The 21,818-nt window shown below is 69.0% G+C and carries 19 protein-coding genes, 1 tRNA gene and 1 pseudogene; 8 read left to right on the top strand and 13 right to left on the bottom strand.

Annotated elements, in window-relative coordinates; genetic code table 11:
- Positions 1 to 6: 6 nt before the first annotated feature.
- On the top strand, positions 7 to 567 hold the full coding sequence (locus BUB75_RS28875) for a hypothetical protein (RefSeq protein WP_073261121.1): 561 nt from the start codon (positions 7 to 9) through the stop codon (positions 565 to 567).
- A 7-nt stretch (positions 568 to 574) separates the two neighbouring features.
- Here BUB75_RS28875 and BUB75_RS28870 read toward each other — a convergent pair whose 3' ends face one another.
- From BUB75_RS28870 to BUB75_RS28860, 3 genes are all read right to left on the bottom strand, one after another.
- On the bottom strand, positions 575 to 1,093 hold the full coding sequence (locus BUB75_RS28870) for a hypothetical protein (RefSeq protein ID WP_084741852.1): 519 nt from the start codon (positions 1,091 to 1,093) through the stop codon (positions 575 to 577).
- Between the two features lie 172 nt (positions 1,094 to 1,265).
- Positions 1,266 to 1,697: a MarR family winged helix-turn-helix transcriptional regulator gene (locus BUB75_RS28865; RefSeq protein ID WP_084741851.1), complete on the bottom strand. Its 432-nt coding sequence runs from the start codon at positions 1,695 to 1,697 to the stop codon at positions 1,266 to 1,268.
- 92 nt (positions 1,698 to 1,789) lie between these two features.
- A complete protein-coding gene (locus tag BUB75_RS28860; RefSeq protein WP_073261115.1) occupies positions 1,790 to 3,304 on the bottom strand; it encodes an SDR family oxidoreductase in 1,515 nt (504 codons plus the stop codon).
- Positions 3,305 to 3,414: 110 nt separating this feature from the next.
- Here BUB75_RS28860 and BUB75_RS28855 point away from each other — a divergent pair, with 110 nt between their 5' ends.
- Positions 3,415 to 4,155, top strand: a complete 741-nt coding sequence (locus BUB75_RS28855) for an SDR family NAD(P)-dependent oxidoreductase (protein ID WP_073261113.1) — start codon at positions 3,415 to 3,417, stop codon at positions 4,153 to 4,155.
- Positions 4,156 to 4,191: 36 nt separating this feature from the next.
- Here BUB75_RS28855 and BUB75_RS28850 read toward each other — a convergent pair whose 3' ends face one another.
- Genes BUB75_RS28850 through dnaK form a run of 4 tightly spaced genes read right to left on the bottom strand, consistent with a single transcriptional unit; the run spans position 4,192 to position 8,599 of the window.
- Positions 4,192 to 4,692: a heat shock protein transcriptional repressor HspR gene (locus BUB75_RS28850; protein WP_084741849.1), complete on the bottom strand. Its 501-nt coding sequence runs from the start codon at positions 4,690 to 4,692 to the stop codon at positions 4,192 to 4,194.
- The gene (gene dnaJ / locus BUB75_RS28845; RefSeq protein ID WP_073261111.1) at positions 4,689 to 5,894 is read right to left on the bottom strand and encodes a molecular chaperone DnaJ; all 1,206 of its coding nucleotides are present in this window, start codon (positions 5,892 to 5,894) and stop codon (positions 4,689 to 4,691) included. Before dnaJ ends, BUB75_RS28850 begins: the two co-directional genes overlap by 4 nt.
- 18 nt (positions 5,895 to 5,912) lie before the next feature.
- A complete protein-coding gene (gene grpE, locus BUB75_RS28840) occupies positions 5,913 to 6,719 on the bottom strand; it encodes a nucleotide exchange factor GrpE (protein WP_073261110.1) in 807 nt (268 codons plus the stop codon).
- Positions 6,716 to 8,599: a molecular chaperone DnaK gene (gene dnaK / locus BUB75_RS28835; protein ID WP_073261108.1), complete on the bottom strand. Its 1,884-nt coding sequence runs from the start codon at positions 8,597 to 8,599 to the stop codon at positions 6,716 to 6,718. Before dnaK ends, grpE begins: the two co-directional genes overlap by 4 nt.
- 225 nt (positions 8,600 to 8,824) lie before the next feature.
- Between dnaK and BUB75_RS28830 the strand changes: the two genes are divergently transcribed.
- The 5 genes from BUB75_RS28830 (at position 8,825) to BUB75_RS28810 (ending at position 16,192) form a co-directional block, all read left to right on the top strand.
- A complete protein-coding gene (locus BUB75_RS28830) occupies positions 8,825 to 10,630 on the top strand; it encodes a serine/threonine-protein kinase (protein ID WP_073261106.1) in 1,806 nt (601 codons plus the stop codon).
- Positions 10,631 to 10,724: 94 nt separating this feature from the next.
- Positions 10,725 to 11,021, top strand: a complete 297-nt coding sequence (locus BUB75_RS28825; RefSeq protein ID WP_073261104.1) for a DUF4235 domain-containing protein — start codon at positions 10,725 to 10,727, stop codon at positions 11,019 to 11,021.
- A gap of 213 nt (positions 11,022 to 11,234) precedes the next feature.
- On the top strand, positions 11,235 to 13,535 hold the full coding sequence (locus BUB75_RS28820) for a (Fe-S)-binding protein (RefSeq protein ID WP_073261102.1): 2,301 nt from the start codon (positions 11,235 to 11,237) through the stop codon (positions 13,533 to 13,535).
- A 180-nt stretch (positions 13,536 to 13,715) separates the two neighbouring features.
- The gene (locus BUB75_RS28815) at positions 13,716 to 15,167 is read left to right on the top strand and encodes a hemolysin family protein (RefSeq protein ID WP_073261100.1); all 1,452 of its coding nucleotides are present in this window, start codon (positions 13,716 to 13,718) and stop codon (positions 15,165 to 15,167) included.
- A complete protein-coding gene (locus BUB75_RS28810; RefSeq protein ID WP_084741847.1) occupies positions 15,164 to 16,192 on the top strand; it encodes a hemolysin family protein in 1,029 nt (342 codons plus the stop codon). The genes BUB75_RS28815 and BUB75_RS28810 overlap by 4 nt, the downstream gene beginning before the upstream one ends.
- A 40-nt stretch (positions 16,193 to 16,232) precedes the next feature.
- Here the strand turns inward: BUB75_RS28810 and dcd are convergent, their stop codons facing one another.
- Together dcd and BUB75_RS28800 are read right to left on the bottom strand one after the other, a co-directional pair.
- Complete coding sequence (gene dcd, locus BUB75_RS28805) at positions 16,233 to 16,814, bottom strand: dCTP deaminase (protein ID WP_073261098.1); 582 nt, start codon at positions 16,812 to 16,814, stop codon at positions 16,233 to 16,235.
- A 25-nt stretch (positions 16,815 to 16,839) separates the two neighbouring features.
- On the bottom strand, positions 16,840 to 17,970 hold the full coding sequence (locus BUB75_RS28800) for a low temperature requirement protein A (RefSeq protein ID WP_073261096.1): 1,131 nt from the start codon (positions 17,968 to 17,970) through the stop codon (positions 16,840 to 16,842).
- A gap of 137 nt (positions 17,971 to 18,107) precedes the next feature.
- On the opposite strand from BUB75_RS28800, the gene BUB75_RS28795 reads away from it, so the two are divergent.
- Positions 18,108 to 18,178: transfer RNA gene (locus tag BUB75_RS28795), tRNA-Gly, on the top strand.
- 94 nt (positions 18,179 to 18,272) lie between these two features.
- On the opposite strand, the gene BUB75_RS28790 is transcribed toward BUB75_RS28795, so the two are convergent.
- The 4 genes and pseudogenes from BUB75_RS28790 to BUB75_RS28775 form a co-directional block, all read right to left on the bottom strand.
- Positions 18,273 to 19,463 (bottom strand): tyrosine-type recombinase/integrase, encoded by a 1,191-nt coding sequence (locus tag BUB75_RS28790; protein ID WP_073261094.1) that lies wholly within the window; start codon positions 19,461 to 19,463, stop codon positions 18,273 to 18,275.
- The gene (locus BUB75_RS28785; protein WP_073261092.1) at positions 19,463 to 19,681 is read right to left on the bottom strand and encodes a helix-turn-helix domain-containing protein; all 219 of its coding nucleotides are present in this window, start codon (positions 19,679 to 19,681) and stop codon (positions 19,463 to 19,465) included. Before BUB75_RS28785 ends, BUB75_RS28790 begins: the two co-directional genes overlap by 1 nt.
- A gap of 12 nt (positions 19,682 to 19,693) precedes the next feature.
- Positions 19,694 to 21,286, bottom strand: a pseudogene (locus BUB75_RS48565) (replication initiator).
- Positions 21,287 to 21,450: 164 nt separating this feature from the next.
- Positions 21,451 to 21,813 carry a hypothetical protein gene (locus tag BUB75_RS28775; RefSeq protein WP_073261090.1) on the bottom strand — a complete coding sequence of 121 codons (363 nt, stop codon included), beginning with the start codon at positions 21,811 to 21,813 and terminating at the stop codon, positions 21,451 to 21,453.
- Between the last annotated feature and the right edge of the window lie 5 nt (positions 21,814 to 21,818).

The raw sequence follows: 21,818 nt of genomic DNA, 5'->3' as shown, positions 1-21,818 counted from the left end.
CTTCCCATGGCACAGCCGATCGACTCCAGCACGCTCCGTCCGCGCCGCCGCTGGTACGGGGTCGCGGTGTTCATCGCCGTGCTGTTCACCGCGATCGGGATCGGCGGCTTTGTCGTCGGCATCGTCACGGCGACCAAGTCCATCCCCGATTTCGAGCAGACGTTCACCGGCAACCAGGTGAACCAGGTACAGCTCGACGCCGGCCGCTCGTACGCGTTCTACGTCCCGGAAGGCGCCGGCGGGTGGAACACCCAGTTCGACGAGCGCATCCAGGTGAAGAATCCGGGGGCCACGTTCTCGTTCACCCGCGACGGGCAGCAGTGGACGCACCTTCGGACCCTGACCGTCGACACCAGCGGGACCTACACGATCGACTCCGACGCCACGACGTTCGCGATCGGCGAGGAGCCGGAGATCGGCCAGTTCGCGGGTGGCCTCGGTGGCGGCATCGCGGCCCTGGTGGGTCTGCCCTGCTTCGGCATCGTCGTCGGCGGCATCATCGCGCTGGTCACGGGCCTGCGCCGCTCGTCCCACAAGCGGCGGCTGATGACCAACCCGTACGCCTGATCCAGCACTACGCGGAGCCCCAGCCCGGCAGGAGCGGAGGAAGGTCGTCGTAGGGCTGGGCGGGCTGGCGCGGTCCCGCTTTGGAACCGTCGTCCTTCGGCCACCGCATGCCGTGCTGGTCGGGCAGCGAGCCCCACCCCCAGTACGGCGTCGGCAGCTCAGGGGTACCGCGGAGCCGCGTCTTCCGCGGGTCGAACGGACGCTCGACGACCGTGCAGAGGTGCTCCCACCGCGCTTCCGGGTCGAACACGTAGGCGAATCGGTCGCCCTGGTTCAGCTCACCGATCTTCGCCAGCGTGCTGTCCTCGGTGTCCTTGTCCCGCCCGATCCGGACGCCGTCCGCCAGGATGAACTCGGCCGGCTGCGGCACGTCCCAGCGCGCCAGCGCCTGGTCGACGGCCACGCCGAACTCCGCGAACGTGTGCGAGCGAGCCACCGCGAACAGCCGCCCCGGTCTTGGCCAGAGTGGCTGGCCGTGGCCGGCGATCAGCTCAACCTGGATCGCCAACCAATTTCTGCGTCGCACCGTCTCTCCTCGTCAGGCGTACTTACCTGACATCACTATTCCCCAAGGTTGAAGAGTTCTGACGTGGAGCCCGCCCAGAGCGGGGCTGGCGTCCGCGCGCAAGGCCGCCTCGACCTTGCTGTGGTCTCAAGGCCTTGCGCGCGGCCGTCAGCGTCGTTCTGGGCGGGCCGCCCTAGGAGGTGGTGCGGTTGAATTGTTCTAGCAAACGGCCGAATTCGGCGACGTCCTTCTCGTCCCAGCGTTCGAGCATGCGGCGCACTTCCTGCTTCCGCTCCTGGCTGACGCCCATCAGCCGCTCGTGGCCGGTCGGTGTGATCGCGACCAGGTGCGCGCGACCGTCCGACGGGTCCGGCGTCCGCTCGACCAGGCCCCAGTCGATGAGCCGGCTGAGCTGGCGGCTGACCGTCGACTTGTCGAGCGCGAACCGCTCGCCGATCGTCGACGCCCGCAGGGGACCCTCGGTGTCGAGCAGCCGCAGCGTGGCGTAAGCGCTGAGCTCCAGCCCGGTGTGGACCTTCGAAGCGCTGGTGACCATCAGCGTCCGTGCCTGTCGGATGAGCAGCGACAGCTCACGTTCTACTCGGTCGTGGTCCTGCTCGCTCACCGGCGCTCCTCCGTCGGCCACACCATTCCGAGCAGGGTACTTGCACGTACCTACTTTGTGCCGTCGCAGCTCAGCAGATTCTTGGGTTGAACTCAGCGAAGCGGTGTCTGCAACGGAAGCCCGGTCGGCGTGACCATCGGGCGCCCGGCCTCCGCCCGTTCCGCCGCCCGCGTAATATTCCGGACCATTCCTCCGAAAACAACGCCGTGGAACGGCAAGATCCCCAGCCAGTACGCGTGCCCCGCCAGGCCACGGGGCAGGAACACCGCGCGCTGCCGATACCGCGAACCGGCCGGATCCGGCGCGACGGTCAGCTCCAGCCAGGCCCGGCCGGGCACCCGCATCTCGGCCCGCAACCGCAGCAGATGACCAGGCTCGATCTCCTCGACCCGCCACCAGTCGAGCGCCTCACCGACGTAGATCGCGGCCCGATCACGTCGGCCCCGCCGCAGGCCCGCGCCCCCGACCAGCCGATCCAGCCAGCCGCGCACCGACCAGGCCAGCGGGAACGAGTACCAGCCGTTCTCGCCGCCGATCCCGGCCACGACCTGCCAGAGCGTCGACGGTGACGCGGCGGCCACCCGCTCCCGCACGTCCGTATACGCCGTACCGCCCGACCACTGCGGGTCGCTGGGCAGCGGATCGCTCGGTGCGCCCGGCGTCGACGCCCAGGCCCACGTCGTCTCCACGGCGCCCTCGCGGATCCGCCGCAACGCCAGCTCGACCGCGTGGTCATACGGGGTCAGGCCGCTCGGCGGGTCCGGCACGTACTCGGCGATGTCGTGCTCGGCGCACACCACCTCGTGCACCAGAGACTGCACCAACGGAATCGCGATCCCCCGCGGCACCGGCGTCACGACGTTCACCCACTGCGCCGACAGCTTCGGCGACAGGACGCCGACCGGCACGATCACCCGCCGCGGCAGCCCGGCGACGCGCGCGTAGCGCTGCATCATGTCCGCGTACGTCAGGACGTCCGGCCCGCCGATGTCAAAGGCACGGTTGACGTCGCCCGGCAGATCGGCGCAGGCCACCAGGTAACGCAACACGTCCCGAACCGCGATCGGCTGGATCCGGTTACGCACCCAGCGCGGCGTCACCATCGCCGGCAACCGTTCGGTGAGGTACCGCAGCATCTCGAACGACGCCGAGCCCGATCCGATGATCACCGCCGCCTGCAGCACCACGGTCGGCACCGGGGAGTCCAGCAGGATCTGCCCCACCTCGGCGCGGGACCGCAGGTGCGGCGACAACTCTGCCCGCGGCACCGCCGGGTAGAGCCCGCCGAGGTACACGATGCGTCGGACGCCCGCGTCCGCGGCCGCCTGCGCGACGGTCTCCGCTGCGCGTCGGTCGAGGTCGTCGAACCCGCGGGTCCCGAGGCTGTGCACCAGGTAATACACGACGTCGACGCCGTCGACCGCCGCGCGAACGGCGTCCGGGTCGGTGACGTCGCCCTCGGCGATCTCGATCCCGGACGCCCAGGGCACGTCCCGGAGCTTCGCGGGCGTCCGGGCCAGGCAGCGGACGTGGTGCCCCTGCTCGAGCAACCTCGGCACCAGCCGTCCGCCGATGTAGCCGGTCGCGCCCGTCACGAGTATGCGCATACAGCGATCGTTCCGCGTTTTGTCTGTTTCTGCATTTCGACGACGGGCATTCACTTGCCGGACGCGGGTCGGACTTGGCGCCCCGGCCGCTCATTCGGAAGGCTGGACGCGTGGAGCGGACTCTTGACGGGAAGATCGCGCTGGTCACCGGCGCGAGCCGGGGTATCGGGTACGAAGTCGCCGCGGGGCTGGGTAAGGCCGGCGCGACCGTCGTCTGCGTCGCCCGTAATCCGGAACGCCTCGACGAGGCGGTTTACAAACTACGCGCGGACGGAACGGACGCCGTCGCAGCGCCGTGCGACCTGAGCCAGCCCGGCCTGGTGACCCGTCTGCCCGAGAAGATCGACGCGCTGGGCGAGGTCGAAATCCTCGTCAACGGCGCCGGGATCGTCGGCAACCGCACGTCGAAAACGCTGAAGGCGACGTACAGCGAGTGGCGTTCGGTCTCCGCGGTCAACCTGGACGCGCCGTTCCTGCTGATCCAGGCGTTCGCGCCGGCGATGATGGCCCGCCGCTCCGGCCGGGTCGTCAACATCTCCGCCGACGAGGGGCGGATGACCGGGCCGGGCACCACCGGCGGCGTCGCACCGTACCGGGTCGCCAAGGCGGGCCTGAACGCACTGACGCGCAACTTCGCCTACGAAACTGGCCTCGGACGGCGTGGGTTGTTCGTCGATGCGGTCGCGCCGGGACGCTGCCGGACCGACCTCGGCGGACCGAACGCACCACGCTCAGCGGCCGAGGGTGCCGACACCGTGCTCTGGCTGTGCACCCGCCCGGCAGCCCAGCCCGACGGCTCCCCCGCACCGACCGGCCTGCTCTGGCAGGACCGGGAGGTTATTCCCTGGTGAAGCAGGTACGAGAGCCGCCACGGCTCTCGTACCTGCTCAACGCCCCTTCGGACGCCAGACCGGCAACACGGTCTGGCTGAGCGGCACCAACTCGCCCCGGTACGGCATCGCGGCCCGCACGTCGGCGGCTTCCTGCCGTGCCTGACGCAGCTCGGCGAGCAGGTCCTCGACCTGCTCCTCCAGCTCACGAACCTGCCTGGTCAGCGCGATGATGCGCTTGATGCCGGCCAGGTTGACGCCCTCCTCCTGGGAGAGCCGGGCAATCTCCCGCAGCAGGACGACGTCCCGTGCGCTGTATCGACGGCCACCACCGGCCGACCGACCGGGCTGCACCAGCCCGAGCCGGTCGTACTGACGCAGGGTCTGCGGGTGCATGCCCGCCAACTGCGCCGCGACCGAGATGACGAAGACCGGGCCCTCGAACGCCACGTCGATCTCGATCTCCAGATCGGCGTTCTCGAATGCCGCACTACCCCGCCGCGACTGCGACGACCGTGGCGCCGGAGCCGGTCGTGCCGACCGTGCCGGTTCACTCATCGCGCTCCCTCCCGTTCCAGGTGCGCCCGAGGATTGCCGGGTGTGGCGGCGGCAAAGTCGGCCAGCGCCTTCCGGGCCGCCTCGTTGAGATTGTTGGGCACCTCCACCTCAATGGTGACCAACAGGTCACCAGGAGGGGCATCGCCCTTACGGACGCCCTTTCCGCGAACACGCAAAATCCGCCCGCTCGGTGTTCCCGGCGGGATCCGCAGTGTCACCGAACCGTCCAGTGTGGGCACCCGGAGCTCGGTGCCGGTCACGGCCTCCGGAAAGGTGACCGGGACGGTCAGCGTGAGGTTCAGTCCACTCCGGCCGAACAGCGTGTGCTGCCGCACGTGGACGACGACGTACAGATCACCGGGCGGCCCACCGCGTTGACCCGGCTGGCCCTTGCCCTTGAGCCGGATCCGCTGCCCGTCGCTGACCCCGGCCGGGATCCGCACGTGCATCGTCCGGGTCTTGGTGATGCCACCGGTGCCCTTGCAGTCCGGGCACTTCTCGTCGACCACGGTGCCCGCGCCCTGGCACTCACGGCACGGCTCGGAGAACGAGAACGCACCCTGGTTCCGGCTGACCAGCCCGGTGCCGAGGCAGAGCGGACAGGTGCGCGGCTTGGTTCCCGGCTTCGCACCGTTGCCGTGACACGTCTCGCAGACGCCCGGCGCGTGCAACCGCAGCGGGACGGTGACCCCGCGAGCCGCCTCGGCGAAGTCGAGCGTCGCCTCGGTCTCGATGTCACCGCCGCGATTGGACGAGCCGGGCTGCCTGCCACCACCGAACATCGCCCCGAACAGGTCGCCGAGGCCGCCGCCGCGCGCGCGGTGCGCACCGCCGGCCGGCCCCGGCGCGCCGGCGCCGCCGGCTCCCTGGGAGGCGTTGAACAGATCGGTGAAGTCGAATGGCATCCCGCCCGGGCCGGTGCCCCCGAAGCCGCCGGCTCCGGCCTGGCGACGGAACGCGCCGGAGCCGAATAGCGTCCGCGCCTCGTCGTACTCGCGGCGCTTCCGCTCGTCGGACAGGACGCCGTAGGCCTCGGAGACTTCCTTGAACCGGGCCTCGGCCTCGCTGTTGCCCGGGTTCTTGTCCGGGTGGAGATCACGCGCGAGCTTGCGATACGCCCGCTTGATGACGTCCGGGGAAGCATCCTTGGCCACGCCCAGGACCGAGTAGTAATCCTTTTCGATCCAGTCCTTCGTACTCACCGGGCGCGCCTCCCTTCGTCACTCGGCGGACGACTCACCGGACGTCTCGACGCCAGTTATGTTCGCACCCGAACCCGACTGCTCCGAAGCGGAGTCGCCAGCCGGACTCGCCGGATCCGCCACCGCGACCATCGCCGCCCGCAACAGCCGGTCACCGAACGTGTAGCCCTTGCGCAGCACGTCGATGCAGGCTGTCTCGGTGACGTCCGGGCTCGTGGTGTGCGCGACCGCCTCGTGATACGTCGGGTCGAACGGATCACCCTTCTCGCCGAAGGCGTTCAGACCGAGCTTGGTGAGGATGGCGACCAACTGCTCCGCCACCGCCCCGAACGGGCCGGTCAGATCGCCATGAGCCCGCGCCCGGTCCAGGTCGTCGAGGACCGGGAGCAGGGCGGTCAACACCGCACCGGTGGCCTGCTCGGCCACGACCTGACGATCGCGTTCGACCCGACGCCGGTAGTTGGCGTACTCGGCCGTCACTCGCTTCAGGTCGGCGGTGCGCTCGGCGAGCTCGACCGTCAGCTTCGCCGCGGCCTCCCCGCCGTCGGCGGTCTGCTCCGAGACCTCAGTCGCACTCATACCGCCTCCTTCCCCCACACTGTCGTGCGCCGCGGCCGGCGAACCGGCCGCGGTGTCGACCTTGGAACCGCCGTCCGACGGACCATCCCCCGCCGGGGCGGCGGGGGCCGCAGCCCCCGCCGTGTCCCCGCCGAGGCTGGACACCGCTTCAACCCGCGGCGCCCCGGTCTCCGGATCGATGCGGCGCCGGTCGCGGATCACGACCTTCGGCTGCTCCTCGGAGTGCCCGTCGTTCGTCGTGCTCACTTCTGCGCGCCCCCGCGGTTCTCGTCGTCGACGATCTCGGCGTCGACAACGTCGTCCCCACCACCGGCGGCGGCCGACGGCGGCGGCGTGGTGCCGCCGGCGGTCGGGCCCTCGCCGGCCTCGGCCGCACCGGTCGCGGCCTGCGACTGCGCGTACATCGCGGTGCCGACCTCCTGGGAGATCTTGGCGACCTTCTCCTGGGCCGTCTTGATCGCCTCGAGGTCGCTACCGCCCAGCGCGGACCGCAGCTCCGACAGGGCCTCCGACAGCTCGGTCTTCTTGTCGGCGGGGATCTTGTCGCCGTTCTCCGCGATGAACTTCTCGGTCTGGTACTGCAGGGACTCGGCGACGTTGCGCACCTCGGCCTGCTCGCGACGCTGCTTGTCTTCCTCGGCGTGCGCCTCGGCGTCACGCATCATCCGGTCGATGTCGTCCTTGTTCAGGGCCGAACCACCGGTGATCGTCATCTTCTGCTCGCGGGCCGTGGCGAGGTCCTTGGCGGACACGTTCACGATGCCGTTCGCGTCGATGTCGAACGTGACCTCGATCTGCGGGACGCCACGCGGCGCCGGCGGGATGCCGGTCAGCTCGAACATGCCGAGCTTCTTGTTGTACGCCGCCATCTCGCGCTCGCCCTGGTAGACCTGGATCTGCACGGACGGCTGGTTGTCGTCGGCGGTCGTGAAGATCTCCGAGCGCTTGGTCGGGATCGTCGTGTTCCGCTCGATCAGGCGGGTCATGATGCCGCCCTTGGTCTCGATGCCCAGCGACAGCGGCGTCACGTCGAGCAGCAGGACGTCCTTGACCTCACCCTTGAGCACACCGGCCTGGAGCGCGGCACCGACGGCCACGACCTCGTCCGGGTTGACGCCCTTGTTCGGCTCCTTGCCGCCGGTGAGCTCCTTGACCAGGTCGGTCACGGCCGGCATGCGGGTCGAACCACCGACGAGGACCACGTGGTCGATGTCGGCGACGCGGATCTGCGCGTCCTTGATCGCCTGGTGGAACGGGCCCTTGCAGCGGTCGAGCAGGTCAGCGGTCATCCGCTGGAACTCGGCGCGGGAGACGTTCACGTCCAGGTGCAGGGCACCGTTGGGCCCACCGGTGATGTACGGCAGGTTCACGTTCGTGGACTGCTGACCGGAGAGCTCGATCTTGGCGACCTCGGCCGCCTCGCGAATGCGCTGCATCGCGATCTTGTCGCTGGAGAGGTCGATGCCGTTCTGGGCGGAGAACTGCTTCACCAGGTAGTCGACCAGGCGCTGGTCCCAGTCGTCACCACCGAGGTTGGTGTCACCAGAGGTGGCCTTCACCTCGACCACACCGTCGCCGATCTCCAGCAGCGAGACGTCGAACGTACCGCCACCGAGGTCGAAGACCAGGATGGTCTGTTCCTTCTCGCCCTTGTCCAGGCCGTAGGCCAGGGCCGCCGCGGTCGGCTCGTTCACGATCCGCAGCACGTTCAGGCCGGCGACCTGCCCGGCCTCCTTGGTGGCCTGCCGCTGGTGGTCGGAGAAGTACGCGGGAACCGTGATCACCGCGTCGGTGATCGGCTCGCCCAGGTACGACTCCGCGTCCCGCTTGAGCTTCTGCAGCACGCGGGCGCTGATCTCCTGCGGGGTGTACTTCTTGCCGTCGATGTCGACGGTCCAGTCGGTGCCGATGTGGCGCTTGACCGACCGAATCGTGCGCTCGACGTTGGTGACAGCCTGCCGCTTCGCGACCTCGCCGACGAGAACTTCACCGTTCTTGGCGAAAGCGACGATCGACGGAGTGGTCCGCTTGCCCTCGGCGTTGGCGATGACCGTCGGCTCGCCACCCTCGAGGACGCTGACGACCGAGTTGGTGGTACCGAGGTCGATGCCGACCGCTCGTGCCATGGATCCCTCCTCCTAGGGGGTTGCGGAGAACCATCTCCGCGGAGTTGTCTCGTTCGAAGGGCTCGTCGTCCGGGACTCACCGAACTTGAGTCAACCTCGCGCAAGTTTGCTGATCGGCTCAACGATAGCTCGTCCGGTCTTGTTCCCCGCAGGCGGGGGCACTCACTGTCACGTGCCTGTCTTGTGGGTGACACGAGAGGCGTAAGACGTTCTAGCCTTCTGGCCGTGACGGACGCGGCAAACAGCCAACTCGTCGGTGGTCGGTACCGGCTGGGCCCACACCTGGGCACCGGCGGCATGGGCACGGTCTGGCGTGCCACCGACGAACTGCTCCATCGCGACGTGGCGATCAAGGAGGTCCCGATCCCGCACGGGCTCCCGGCCTCCGAGGCCGAGCGCCTGCGCGAGCGATACCTGCGCGAGGCCAGAGCCGCCGCGCGGCTACGTCACGCCGGGGTGGTCGGCGTCTACGACGTGCTGCCGGAGATCGACCGGGTCTGGATCGTCATGGAGTACGTCGAGGCCCGCAACCTCGCCGACGTCATCCGCGCGGACGGCCCGATGACCCCGGAACGCACCGCCACGCTCGGCCTGCAGCTGCTGGACGCGCTCGACCACGCCCACCGGGCAGGCGTCCTGCACCGGGACGTCAAGCCGGCAAACGTCCTGGTCTGCGCCGGGGAACACGGCGAAAGGGCCGTGCTCACCGACTTCGGCGTCGCCTCGGTCTCCGGGGACGCGTCGCTGACCCGCACCGGCCACCTGGTCGGATCCCCCGCCTACCTGTCCCCGGAGCGGCTCACCGGCGGCACCGTCGGCTCGCCGTCCGATCTCTGGTCGCTCGGCTGCACGCTGTTCGCGGCCGTCGAGGGCAAGGCGCCGTTCGCGCGGGACGAACAGTTCGCGGTGATCACCGCGATCACGCTGGAGCCGGTACCACCGGCCCTTCGGGCCGGAAACCTCACGCCGGTGCTGGCCGGCCTGCTGGACAAGGACCCCGACCAGCGGTGGGACGCCGTCCGCACCCGCGCCGCGCTGCGGCGCGTGGCCGATGGGCTGCCGGTCGAGAGCATGTCCGAAACGACCTGGGGGACGCCGCCCGCCGACGCTGAGCCGCCGGCCTGGTGGAACCCGGCCGCCCCGTCCGAGCCGACCAGCACCACGCCCCAGGAGTACGGACTCGACCCCGGACCGCAGGTCGACTGGGCCCGGGCTTCGATGCCGCTGGTACCCGACCTGTCCGGGCCGCGTCCGGTCTCCGGCAGCCCGGGTCTCGCCCCGGCGTCCGGTGGTACGCCGCCGCCGCACCCGTACGGCGCGGTCAGTGCCCCGCCCGCGCCGCCGGTCCCGCCGCCGACCGAGCAGCAGGGCAGCAAGCTCGGGCTCTGGCTACTGGCCGCCGTTCTGGTCGTGCTGCTGGCCGGCGCCGCCGGCGTAGTGGCCAAAAAGCAGGGCTGGCTGGACCTGTCCGCCAGCAGCGCCAACGGGACGCCGTCCGCCTCGGCCACTCCGACCCCGTCCACCTCCACGAGCGCACCACCGCAGGGCAACGAGTACGGCCGCGACCAGTACTCGCTGCGCTACCCACCGACCTGGAACGTCTACTGCATGGACGACCCGGAGGAGATCGAGAAGCAGGGCCACGACGGCTGCTTCTTCGACCACCTCACCCCCGCCCAGCACACCGACGACAACACGGTCCTGCGGCGCAGCCCGTACGTGCTGGTGATCGTCGACGAGGCCAGCGGCTCGGCACGCGAGCAGTTGGAGAAGGAAGACGCGGCCGCTGGTAGTTCGTTCCCCGAGTACACCCGGGTCTCGCTGGAAGACCAGAAGTACGGCGACCATCAGGGCGTCGTCCTCGAATTCACGTACACCGGGGTCGTCGTCGACCAGAACCACCGGGTGCGGATCTTCCGCTTCGTGCAGGACGGCAAGTACTACGAGGTCTCTCTCCGTGCGCCCGAGACGAGCTACGCCGACTTCTTACCGGGCTTCGAACAGATCGCGGGCTCGCTCACACCGAAGTAATTCGTCTGCGTAGGGTGCGGGGCGAAGGGGAAGGGTGCACGCGACGCACGTCCCACGTGCGCCACCGTTCACCGCAGTGCCTCGAGGAGGAACCGTGTCGCAGGAGAACGTCGCCGACAAGCTGCTCTGGAAGGTCGTCGGCGGAGGTGCGGTCGCTGCCGCGGCCTTCGTCGCGAAGAAGGCCCTGGACGGCAGCTGGCGTGCGGCCACGGGCAACCCGCCCCCGAACAACCCGGAAGACCCGGACGTGGCGTGGAAGGAAGCGATCGGCTTCGCGCTGCTGTCCGGTGCGGTGATCGGCCTGGCGCAGCTGGTGGCAGCTCGGAACGCGGCAAAGTACTGGCGCCACCGTCGCGGGGCGCTTCCGCCCGGCCTTCGCGATGTGGGCTGAAAAAGCCATATTCCGGTTTCGGGTGGCAGGGTGGGGGGCGAAGTGGCTGGGACTAACAGCGTTACAGTGACCACATCTCGAGCCCGTAACCACAGGTCAGATGACTCCTGCTGACTCTTGAGAGGCGCGTCACGTTACTCACGGGTTAACCTCGGGCTAGGCTGCCGGGCACGCCCGCTGTAGTGCTGATCCCGCGTTGGAGGATCGTCAGCAATGGACGCCGTCCAGATCGTTGCCACGGTTATCGCCCTCGGTGTGGCCGTCGTCGGCCTCACCCTGTTCATCCGCGCGATCGCGACGATCGTGCGCACCATCAAGCTCGGTGCGCCCGATTATTCGCGAACGAACGACAAGGGCGAACGCACCAAGACGATGCTCCGTGAGTTCGTCGGCCACACCAAGATGATGAAGTGGCACACGGTCGGCATCGCGCACTGGTTCGTCGCGTTCGGCTTCATCCTGCTGGTCGCGACGCTGGCCAACGCGATCGGGCAGCTGTTCGCCCCGCACTGGGTCCTGCCGATCATCGGGCACTTCTGGCCGTACGAGTTGCTCACCGAATTCCTTTCGGTGGCGACCGTCGTCGCGATCGCGGTGCTGATCGTCATCCGTCAGCGGGCACATCCGCGGAACCCGCAGCGTAAGTCGCGGTTCGCCGGATCGAATTTCTGGCAGGCGTACTTCGTCGAGTTCGTGATCCTCGCGGTGCCGGTCTGCATCCTGCTGATCCGCGGATTCGAGGCAGCGCTGACCGGCAAGGCCGACTCGTGGAGCATCCACTTCGCGTTCAGCTACCCGCTGGGCGCCGCGTTCTCCGGTCTGTCCGAGGAGGCGCTCGAGACGGCCATCGTGCTCACCGCCGCGGTGAAGGTCATCGTCTCGTTCGTCTGGATGATCGTCCTGGGCCTCAACCCGACGATGGGTGTCGCCTGGCACCGCTTCAGCGCGTTCTTCAACATCTTCTTCAAGCGCAACGCCGACGGCGCGGTGGCGCTCGGCGCGCTGAAGCCGATGACCAGCGAGGGCAAGCCGCTGGACTTCGAGGAGGCCGACCCGGAGAAGGACGTCTTCGGCGTCAGCCAGGTCGAGCACTTCAGCTGGAAGGGCATGCTCGACTTCACGACCTGCACGGAGTGCGGTCGGTGCCAGTCGCAGTGCCCGGCCTGGAACACCGGTAAGCCGCTCTCGCCGAAGCTGCTGATCACCGGCCTGCGTGACCACGCCTACGCGAAGGCGCCGTATCTGGCTGCCGGCGGCGGCAAGACCGTGGAGGGCGAGGAGAAGGGCTCCGAGGAGCAGCTCGCGGGTGTCTCGGCGGTCGCGCTGGCCGAGGCCGAGCGTCCGCTGATCGGGGACGCCGAGTCGCTCGGTGTGATCGACCCGGACGTGCTGTGGTCCTGCACCACCTGCGGCGCCTGCGTCGAGCAGTGCCCGGTCGACATCGAGCACGTCGACCACATCGTCGACATGCGCCGCTACCAGGTGATGATCGAGTCGAGCTTCCCGTCCGAAGCCGGCGTGATGCTCCGCAACATCGAGAACAAGGGCAACCCCTGGGGCGCCAACCCGAACGACCGCGAAGAGTGGACCAAGAACCTCGGGTTCGAGGTCCGCAAGGTCGAGCAGGGCGAGCCGCTGCCCGAGGACGTCGAGTACCTGTTCTGGGTCGGCTGCGCCGGCGCGCTGGAGGACCGGGCGAAGAAGGTCACGAAGGCCGTCGCGACGCTGCTGCACGAGGCGGGCGTCGAGTTCGCGATCCTCGGCACCGGCGAGACCTGCACCGGCGACCCGGCCCGCCGGATCGGTAACGAGTTCGTGTTCCAGATGCAGGCGATGCAGAACGTCGAGGTGCTGAACGCGGCGTTCGAGGAGCGTCAGCCCGGTTCGCGCAAGATCGTCGCGACCTGCGCGCACTGCTTCAACACGCTGAAGAACGAGTACCCGACGATCGGCGAGGACGGTGGCAACTACGAGGTCGTCCACCACACCGAGCTGCTCTCGACGCTGGTGCGCGACGGCAAGCTGACGCCGGTCACGCCGCTGGAGCAGAACATCACCTTCCACGACCCGTGCTACCTGGGACGGCACAACCGAGTGTTCTCGGCGCCGCGCGAGGTGCTCGGTGCGGTCGTCGACGCGTCGCCGAACTCGACGCTGACCGAGATGCCCCGGTTCAAGGAGCGCTCGTTCTGCTGCGGCGCCGGCGGCGCCCGGATGTGGATGGAAGAGCGCATCGGCAAGCGGATCAACGTCGAGCGGACCGAGGAGGCGCTGTCCACCGGCGCCGAGGTCGTCGCGATCGGCTGCCCGTTCTGCCTGACGATGCTGTCCGACGGTGTGACCGGCGCGAAGGCCTCCGGGACGGCGTCCGACTCGGTTGAGGTTTTGGACGTCTCGCAGGTGTTGCTCAAGTCGATCCAGCCGGCGGCGGCCGAGGCGAAGCCGAGTGCGACGCCGGTCGGGAACCCGGTCTCGGCCGAGGAGATCGGCCCGAACGAGCCGGCCACCAGCTGACCTGAACGCACGCAAAGGGCGGCCCACCGGGCCGCCCTTTGGCGTTACATGTCCGACAGGACTGATACGGGTGCGGCGAGACATCGAGCCGTACCATTAGTTGCCGTGAGACCCCGACATAGTCGCCTCGTGAAGAGGTGACCGGTCATTGACGTCCTACTAGCCCTGATCGCGTTCGCCGTGCTGACCGCCGCGAACGCATTCTTCGTTGCCGCGGAGTTTTCGCTGGTCACGGTCGACCGGGCCAGCATCGAGGAGCAGGCAGCACAGGGTGACGGTTCCGCACGGCGACTTTCCGGCGCCCTGCGCTCGCTCTCGTTCCAGCTCTCCGGCGCCCAGCTGGGCATCACGCTCAGCGCTCTGCTCACCGGTTACCTGGCCGAGCCCGCCATCGCACAGCTGATCCGGCCGCTGGTTCCCGGCGGCGACGACCTCGCAGACGGCATCTCGGTGGCGCTCGCGCTGGTGCTGGCGACGCTGATCTCGATGCTGTTCGGCGAGCTGGTACCGAAGAACGCGGCGCTGGCCCGCCCGCGCGGCGTCGCGCTCTGGACCGCCGGCCCGCTCCGGGTCTTCTCGGTGATCCTCCGGCCGATCATCGCGGTGCTCAACGGCACCGCGAACGTCATCGTCCGGCGCCTGGGAATCGAGCCGCAGGAGGAACTGGCCAGCGCGCGGTCGCCCGAGGAGCTCGGGCTGCTGGCCGCGATCTCCGCGCGGGCCGGTGCGCTGCCGACCGAGACCGCCACGCTGCTGCAGCGGACGATCCGGTTCGGCGACAAGCGGGCGGCCGAGGCGATGACCCCGCGCGTGGACATCGTCGGGCTGGAGGCCACCGCCACCGTCGACGACCTGCTCGCGCTGGCCACCGAGTCCGGTCACACCCGGTTCCCGATCTACATCGACACGCTCGACCAGGTCGTCGGTGTGGTCGGCGTGATCGACGCGCTGGGCGTACCGGCCCAGCGGCGCGGCGAGACGCTGGCCCGGTCGATCGGGCGCGACCCGGTTCTGGTGCCGGAGAGCCTCGACCTCGATGGGGTGCTGGCGGCCCTGCGGGCGGCCGGTGCCGAGCTGGCGGTCGTCGTCGACGAGTACGGCGGCACCGACGGCATCGTGACGACCGAGGACCTGGTCGAGGAACTGGTCGGCGAGATCGACGACGAGTACGACCCACCCACCAGGCTGGACGCTCCGCGGATCACCGCCCCAGACGCCGACCAGGCCGTTCTCGTCCCCGGTGTGCTGCGGGAGGACGAACTGGCCGAGCAGACCGGGTTCCGGCTGCCCGACGGACCGTACGAGACGCTGGCCGGCTTCGTCATGTCGCAGCTCGGCCGCATCCCGGTCGAAGGCGAGCGCGCGGAATACAACGGCTGGACGTTCATCGTCACGTCGGTGGAACGGCACCGGATCGAGCAGGTGAAGGTGCGTCCGTCCGCGGAATGGCTGGCGGAGCAGCGGGAACGTGCGGCCGCTCCGGCGCGTCAGCCGGGCGGTGGTGAGGCGCGCGCCGTACAGCACGACGAGACTGCCCGCGGCAGTGAGGAGACCGGCGACCTCTCGTCGGTCGGATCACGCTCATCCGCCGGGTCACGCTCCTCGTCCGGGTCACAGGGGAAGGCGCAGTGAACACGCTCGCGTTGGCCGTCACGTTCCTGCTTCTGCTCGGGAACGCGTTCTTCGTGGGTGGCGAGTTCGCGCTGATCGCGTCCCGGCGCACACAGCTCGAGCCGATGGCCGCCCTGGGCTCACGCCGGGCCGCGGCGGCGCTGCGGGCGATGAACCAGATCCCGCTGATGATCGCCGGCGCCCAGCTGGGCATCACGATCTGTTCGCTCGGGCTCGGTGCGATCGCCGAGCCGACCCTCGCCCACCTGCTCGAATCGCCGTTCCACTCGCTCGGCGTTCCGGACGACCTGCTGCACCCGATCGCGTTCGTGCTGGCGCTGGCAATCGTGGTGTTCCTGCACACCGTCCTCGGCGAGATGGTGCCGAAGAACATCGCGCTGGCCGGCCCGGAGAAGGCCGTGCTGTGGCTCGGGGCTCCGATGCTCTGGTTCGCACAGGCCACCAAGCCGATCCTGGTGGCGCTGAAGTGGATCTCGCGGACGCTGCTCGGTGCGATCGGCATCGAGTCGCACGACGCGGTGAAGACCGTCTACACCGCCGACGAGCTGGCCAGCCTGGTCGCCGAGTCACGCACCGAGGGGCTGCTCGACGCCGAGGACCACAAGCGGATCACCGGTGCGCTCTCGCTCACGGAGAAGACCGCGGGCATCGTCGCCGTGCCCTGGCCCCAGGTCGACACCGTCAACCAGGAGATCAGCCCGGCGGCGCTGGAGGTACTGGCCACCCGGGTCCGCCGGTCGCGGTTCCCGGTGGTCGACCGGGTGAGCCGGGAGATCCTCGGGTTCGTGCACGTCAAGGACGTGCTGGGGATGAGTGGCGCGGAGCGACGAGCCCCGCTGCCGCCGGCGAAGATCCGGACGCTCAAGGCCGTGCCACCGTCGACGACGCTGGCGGATCTGCTGGTGCTGATGCGTCGGGAACGAGTGCACTTCGTCCTGGTCACCGACGGCGTGACCCCGGTAGGCGTAGTCACCCTGGACGACGTCCTCCACGCCGTCTTCGGTGAGGAAGCTACCGCCGTCTGAGGCGCTGAACACTTTGTGACCCTCTAGGGGCACAAAGTGTTCAGCGCTCCGTCGACCAGGTGCGGAAGTTCTTCCACGAACGCGACGGTGTGGGGCCGCGCTGGCCCTGGTACCGCGAGCCGAACACGGTTGAGCCGTACGGCTCGGTGGCCGGGCTCGACAGGCGGAACAGGCACAGCTGCCCGATCTTCATGCCCGGCCACAGCGTGATCGGCAGGTTCGCGACGTTGGACAGCTCCAGCGTCACGTGACCGGAGAAGCCCGGGTCGATGAAGCCGGCCGTGGAGTGCGTCAACAGCCCCAGGCGACCCAGGCTCGACTTGCCCTCCAGCCGCCCCGCCAGATCGTCGGGCAGCGTGACCTGCTCCAGCGTCGAGCCGAGCACGAACTCACCCGGGTGCAGCACGAACGGGCTCTTGTCGGGCGTCTCGACCAGCTCGGTCAGGTCGTCCTGCTGCTCGGCCGGGTCGATGTGCGTGTACTGCATGTTCCGGAAGACCCGGAACCACCGGTCGAGCCGCACGTCGATGCTGGACGGCTGCACGAGTTCCGGCTCGTACGGGTCGAGGCCCAGCCGGCCAGCGTCGATCTCGGCGCGAAGATCCCGGTCGGAGAGCAGCATGTCCGCACCCTACCGGCGGGGTCGTCTACGCCCGGTACCACACCCGGGCACCGTACGCTGCCGGCACCGCGAGCACGAGCAGACAGACCAGCAGCGCCACCGCCGGTGACCAGTGCACCGGCAGCAGCGCCACCGCAGCGAGTGCTCCACCCAAGCCGATCTTCAGTGCCGGGCTGAACGTCGGGTGGGTCGGCTCCGACTCGTCGCGCTCCAGCGTCGTCTCCAGGACGCCGAGCGCCGCCAGCGCCGCTCCGACGCTTCCGAACAGCAGGTCGGGAACGTCGTGGCCGGCCAGCGCGTAGCTCACCATGGCACCGGCGACCGTGATCGCGAGCAGCGTGAGCAGGTGCAAGTAGACCCACCCCAGGGCGACCACGATCTGCTGCCGGGACGGACGTCGGGCGATGAAGTCGTAGTACAGCCACCAGAACGCGAAGCCGATCGCGAGCCCGAGGACGCCGCTCGCCAGGTGCTTCTCCTCCGCGTCGGACAGCGCGTGGATCACCCCGATGATCATCTCGCCGAGCACGATCATCGTGAACAATCCGAAGCGCTCCGGCCACTTCGAGCGGCTCAGCGGTGGCAGCGCACCCTGCTGTTTCGCGGTGAACGACGGCGTGATGATCTCGACCACGACTGCGACGCCGAAAAACACGACGTTCTCCGTCACCGCGCCCGCCACGATCAACACGACGGCGATCGCGTAGCCCGTAGCGAACCGCACCGCGATCGGCAGGAACGCACGCTCGTGCACACCGGCGCGGAGCCAGAGTGCGATGTTCAGGCCACGGGCGGCCAAGTACGAGCCGGCGAACCCGACATAGTTGTCGTCGAGGCCGTGCGGTGCCCACACTGCGAGGCCGGCGACCGTGACCATGGCCAGGAACGTGAAGAGGCGGTTCTCCAGGCCGTCGGTCTCGAAGCGCTCGGTGTAGTAGGTGAACGCGTTCCAGACCCAGAACAGGGCCATGAACTGGAGGATGAAGCCGGGTAAGTGGTGCGGGTCGTGGGCCAGGTCCTCGGCGAGCACGCCGATGATGACGACGAAGACCAGGTCGAAGAAGAGCTCGAGCCAGCCGACCGGGCGATGCTGGCCGTCCTCCTCGTCGCGCCGGAGTTCGGCTCGTCTCCAGTAGCGCTGGGCTGACACGGTCATCTCGTCTCCCCGTTGACGGCCGCGAGTGATTACATCGTTGCAACCGTAAGAGATAGTCGAGATTGTCCGTTCGAGCAACCGAATCCTTCGGGGTGCCGCGTCGGCGGCGGCGCGAAGGCGCTAAAGTAGCCAGCGCTGCGGGTGTAGTTCAATGGCAGAACATCAGCTTCCCAAGCTGACAGTGCGGGTTCGATTCCCGTCACCCGCTCAACAGCACGCGGCCCAGGTCAGAGGACGTTTCCTCCGAACCTGGGCCGTTGTCGTGCGGGCCATCGGTTGGGCCACGGGCCATCCACGGGCCACTAGCTCGCCGGGACCAATGCGCCGGCCGCACCGTCATCCGGGGCGTCGGGCCGCTTCTTCTTCCGGGCCTTCCGCTCCTTTTTCGCCGCCGCCTTCAGCTCGGCGTTGATCGCGTCGGCGATCTTGCGGTCCGCTTCGGCCGACGCGTGCTGGTAGACGATCGCGGCGTCGGAGCTGTCGTGCCCCATCCGAGCCATGAGGTCAGCGAGGCTCGCACCGGTCCGAGCGGCGAGCGTGTTGCCGGTGTGCCGCAGATCGTGGAAGTGCAGACCCGGCACGCCGAGCGCAGTCACCGTCGCCTTCCAACCGACGAGCTTGTTGAAATTGCCCCGCCAGATCGGCCGGCCACTCGGCACGGTGAAGACGAGTGCATCCGGGTCGTCCGGGACCGAGCCGACCAGGTGGTCTCGCACTGCCGGAAGAATCGACGCCGGGACCGTGACCGTACGAAGGCCGGCCCTCGACTTCGGAGGACCGAGCACCAGGCCCTTTCCACGCTGCTCGGTGAAGGCTTGCCGCACCCGAACCGTGCCGCGCACAGGGTCGATGTCCTGCCGCTGGAGCGCGATCGCTTCACCCCAGCGGAGACACCCGAATGTGCTGACGAGGATGAAGGCCCGGTAGCGGCCCGGCACCGCGTCGGCGAGCTGGAACACCTGCGCGAGTGTGAGAACCGGCCGTTCCTCCGGTGACTCCTGGTCGGCACCCGGGATGCGGCACGGATTGACGCGGAGGATGCCGTCTTCCTTGACCGCCGTCATCAGCACAGCACGCAGCAGGCGATACGACTTCGCCGCCATGCTTGGAGAGACGCCCTTGTGAAGCAGCGTCGACCGCCATTCGCGGACGAGCGGCGTATCGAGCTTCCCGAGTGGGACGCCGCCGAGGTACGGCGCGACATGCTTGCCCAGGAGCCAGGAGTACAGCTCACGCGTGCGCGGACGTAACCCCGGTCGCTCCTCGATCCAGCGTTCCGCGTACTCACCGAGCCGCACTTCCGCTCGGGCCGGGTCGACCCACTCCCCCCGCATCATCTGCACTTCGATCAGCGACAGGTACCGCTCGGCGTCGCTCTTCCGAGCGAAGGTTTCCGGCGCCGTCCGGGTCTGCCCATCGGGACCGGGATAACGGACCTGGTAACGCCCTGAGTCACGCTTACGGATGCTGCCGAAACGACGACGTCCGGTCATCACGCCACCGCCCGGAGGTTGTGCCAAGCAGCCGGAGCAGTCAGCGGCTCAACCCGCCCAGCTGCGACGAGTTGCACCAGGTCGGATTCGGCGATGCGGACGCTCCGACCGAGCTTGTGGAACGGGATGCGACGTTCGGCGACCAGCCGACGCACGTAGCGCGGGCTCATATTGATCCGTGCCGCAGCCTCATCGATGGTGAGCAAGTTGTCCGTCATCAGTGCCTCCCGTCAGGCCGCGCGGTCGGCGGGTTCGGTTGCCGAAAGATCGGCGAGGGCGTCTTGGGCAGTGGCGTACTCCTGTCTCCAGCGGAGTCGATCGGTGAGGGTTCGCATCAGCAGAGATGCGACGGGTGGGCAGTCTTCGTCGGTGGGCTTGGCGCGTTCCCAGACGTAGGCGTCGGCGTTCTCGACCTGCTTGCCGACAGCGCCGAGGACGCGGAGCACGTGGGCTTTGCGATCGGCCCGGTGATCGGTGAGCGTCTTGCCCGACCACTTGCGGGAGACCAGCACCCGCCGGCCGACGAAGCCGAGCGTTTCCCGACGGTGGGCTTTGCCGGAACACCGACCCGGCACCAGACCCGCCTTCGCGTTGCGTGGCTGAATGCCGTAGAGCAGCCAGTTCGCACAGCGTTCCGAGCACGGCTCATACCGGAGGGCAGCGGCGAGCCGGTCGACGTGCGCGCGCTGCTGGTCGGTCTCGGGGGCGTGGCACTCAGCCACGGACTTCGTCAGGTACTTGGTGAGGTACCCGACGCACGTGTTGGCCGACTTCGTGCCTGCGGTGACGCCCTGGATGTCGGCGACGGGACCGAAGCGCACGACGTGGAACGGTTCGGCGTCGTCGTCCTGGTCGTCGAGTGCGTCGTCGAACGTCGGGAGGACTTCGCCGGTCGTCGGGTCGACGTAGCCGGCCTCGGTGTCCCAGACCGGGAACGCCTCCGGGGTGTTCGGGTCGAAGCGCAGTTCGTCGAGCGCCGGTCACCAGACCTGGTGGTAGGTCGCGGCGATGACCTGCTTGAGCAGCGCGCGCGGGAACGTGCCCCGGACAGCGGCGTGCAGATGGGGAGCCAGCCGCTTCTGTGGCTCGACGGCAGCGAAGTACTGGACGTCGTAGCCGACGACCCGACGGAGGTTCTGCCAGAACCGATCGACCAGGCGCGGGAAGTGGATCGCATCCCGAGCAGCGCGCCGGTAGTCGTAGGTGTTCGGGTTGACCGGTGTGCCGTCCGCCTTGACCCGCCCGTAGGTGTCGCAAGTCAGGGTGAGGAACGTCGACGGTCGGAATACGGTGCCGTCGTTGCCGAGGAACGTGCGGCCGATCGTGGTGTCCTCGACCTTGCGGAAGGGCAGGTTCGGGGCGTCCTGACGCCGCTTCGTCGACCGCACTCGCCGGGGCTTGGCCGGGTCGGCCGGGTGCGGGAGGGAGCCGCGGATTCCGGCGTTGAGCATCTGCTCGGAGACGTCCGCGATCGCGGCATCCAGCTCGTCTCGCTCGGAGAGGTCACCGGCCTCGTCGGCGTCGGCGCGGGCGTCTTCGAGCGCGGCCCGCCATTCGACGAGGTCGACCTGGTCGTCGGTCGCCTCATCCGGGGTGAGGTCGGGTTCGTCGTCGAGGTGCCAGCCTTCGCGGCACTGCTGCATGCGGAGGCGCTTGGCGCGGAGGGAGCAGGCGGGGCACTTGCTGGCGAGGGTGGAGCCGCACGGAACGCCGATGATCGAGGTCAGGCCGGTCACGGTGTCCGTGCGGCGCATCGGTACGAGGTTGGTGCAGACGCCGTTGTTCGCGGCGACTTCGGTCAGGACGTCGACGGCGCGGGGCATCTTGGCCCGCTGGACACGGGAGAGCCGGCGGTCGTCGGCCCGCTGGGGTGCGGTTGGTTCGGGGTCTGGGGCAGCGTTCATTGGTGGTCCTCTCCCGGCAGAGAAGCGCGAAGGGGCAGCCGATGCCCGGGAAGCGGGCATCGGGTCGGAGTAGTGCGGGGTGGTCACGTCGTCGGCTCGCAGTCCGGGCCGCCGTGGTTCCACCAGGCGACGAGGGCATCAAGGGCAGCGACGGCAGTGGTGAATGAGCGACCCCAGGCCAGCGATTCGCCGACCGGCTGGACTCCCCATTGGTGATCGGAGATCCAGACCAGCTCCCCCGCCAACACCGCCGAGTCAGTGGAGGGGCCGGTCTGGCGTTGTGGCCCGTAGACCATCCAGCGCCGCGCGGACGAACGCTGAGTGAGCCATCCGGGCTTGAGGAAGGGTTGGAGCGCTTCGGACGGGTCGGGGAGAACCCGTCCGAAGGGCCGGTAGCCGTCATGGGGGTCATGGCCGCCCGGCGCACCGCTCCAGAAGGTGGACATGAGGA

The sequence above is a fragment of the Cryptosporangium aurantiacum genome (genome assembly GCF_900143005.1).
Lineage (GTDB): Bacteria > Actinomycetota > Actinomycetes > Mycobacteriales > Cryptosporangiaceae > Cryptosporangium > Cryptosporangium aurantiacum.
This window is presented reverse-complemented; position numbering and strand designations above follow the sequence as displayed.

Bases quoted from the DNA above. Each gene is read 5' to 3' on its own strand.
- BUB75_RS28875 (WP_073261121.1), top strand. From the start codon at position 7: ATGGCACAGCCGATCGACTCCAGCACGCTCCGTCCGCGCCGCCGCTGG.
- dnaK (WP_073261108.1), bottom strand. From the start codon at position 8,599: ATGGCACGAGCGGTCGGCATCGACCTCGGTACCACCAACTCGGTCGTC.
- BUB75_RS28860 (WP_073261115.1), bottom strand. From the start codon at position 3,304: ATGCGCATACTCGTGACGGGCGCGACCGGCTACATCGGCGGACGGCTG.
- BUB75_RS28775 (WP_073261090.1), bottom strand. From the start codon at position 21,813: ATGTCCACCTTCTGGAGCGGTGCGCCGGGCGGCCATGACCCCCATGAC.
- BUB75_RS28820 (WP_073261102.1), top strand. From the start codon at position 11,235: ATGGACGCCGTCCAGATCGTTGCCACGGTTATCGCCCTCGGTGTGGCC.
- BUB75_RS28800 (WP_073261096.1), bottom strand. From the start codon at position 17,970: ATGACCGTGTCAGCCCAGCGCTACTGGAGACGAGCCGAACTCCGGCGC.
- dcd (WP_073261098.1), bottom strand. From the start codon at position 16,814: ATGCTGCTCTCCGACCGGGATCTTCGCGCCGAGATCGACGCTGGCCGG.
- BUB75_RS28790 (WP_073261094.1), bottom strand. From the start codon at position 19,463: ATGACCGGACGTCGTCGTTTCGGCAGCATCCGTAAGCGTGACTCAGGG.
- BUB75_RS28785 (WP_073261092.1), bottom strand. From the start codon at position 19,681: ATGACGGACAACTTGCTCACCATCGATGAGGCTGCGGCACGGATCAAT.
- BUB75_RS28850 (WP_084741849.1), bottom strand. From the start codon at position 4,692: ATGAGTGAACCGGCACGGTCGGCACGACCGGCTCCGGCGCCACGGTCG.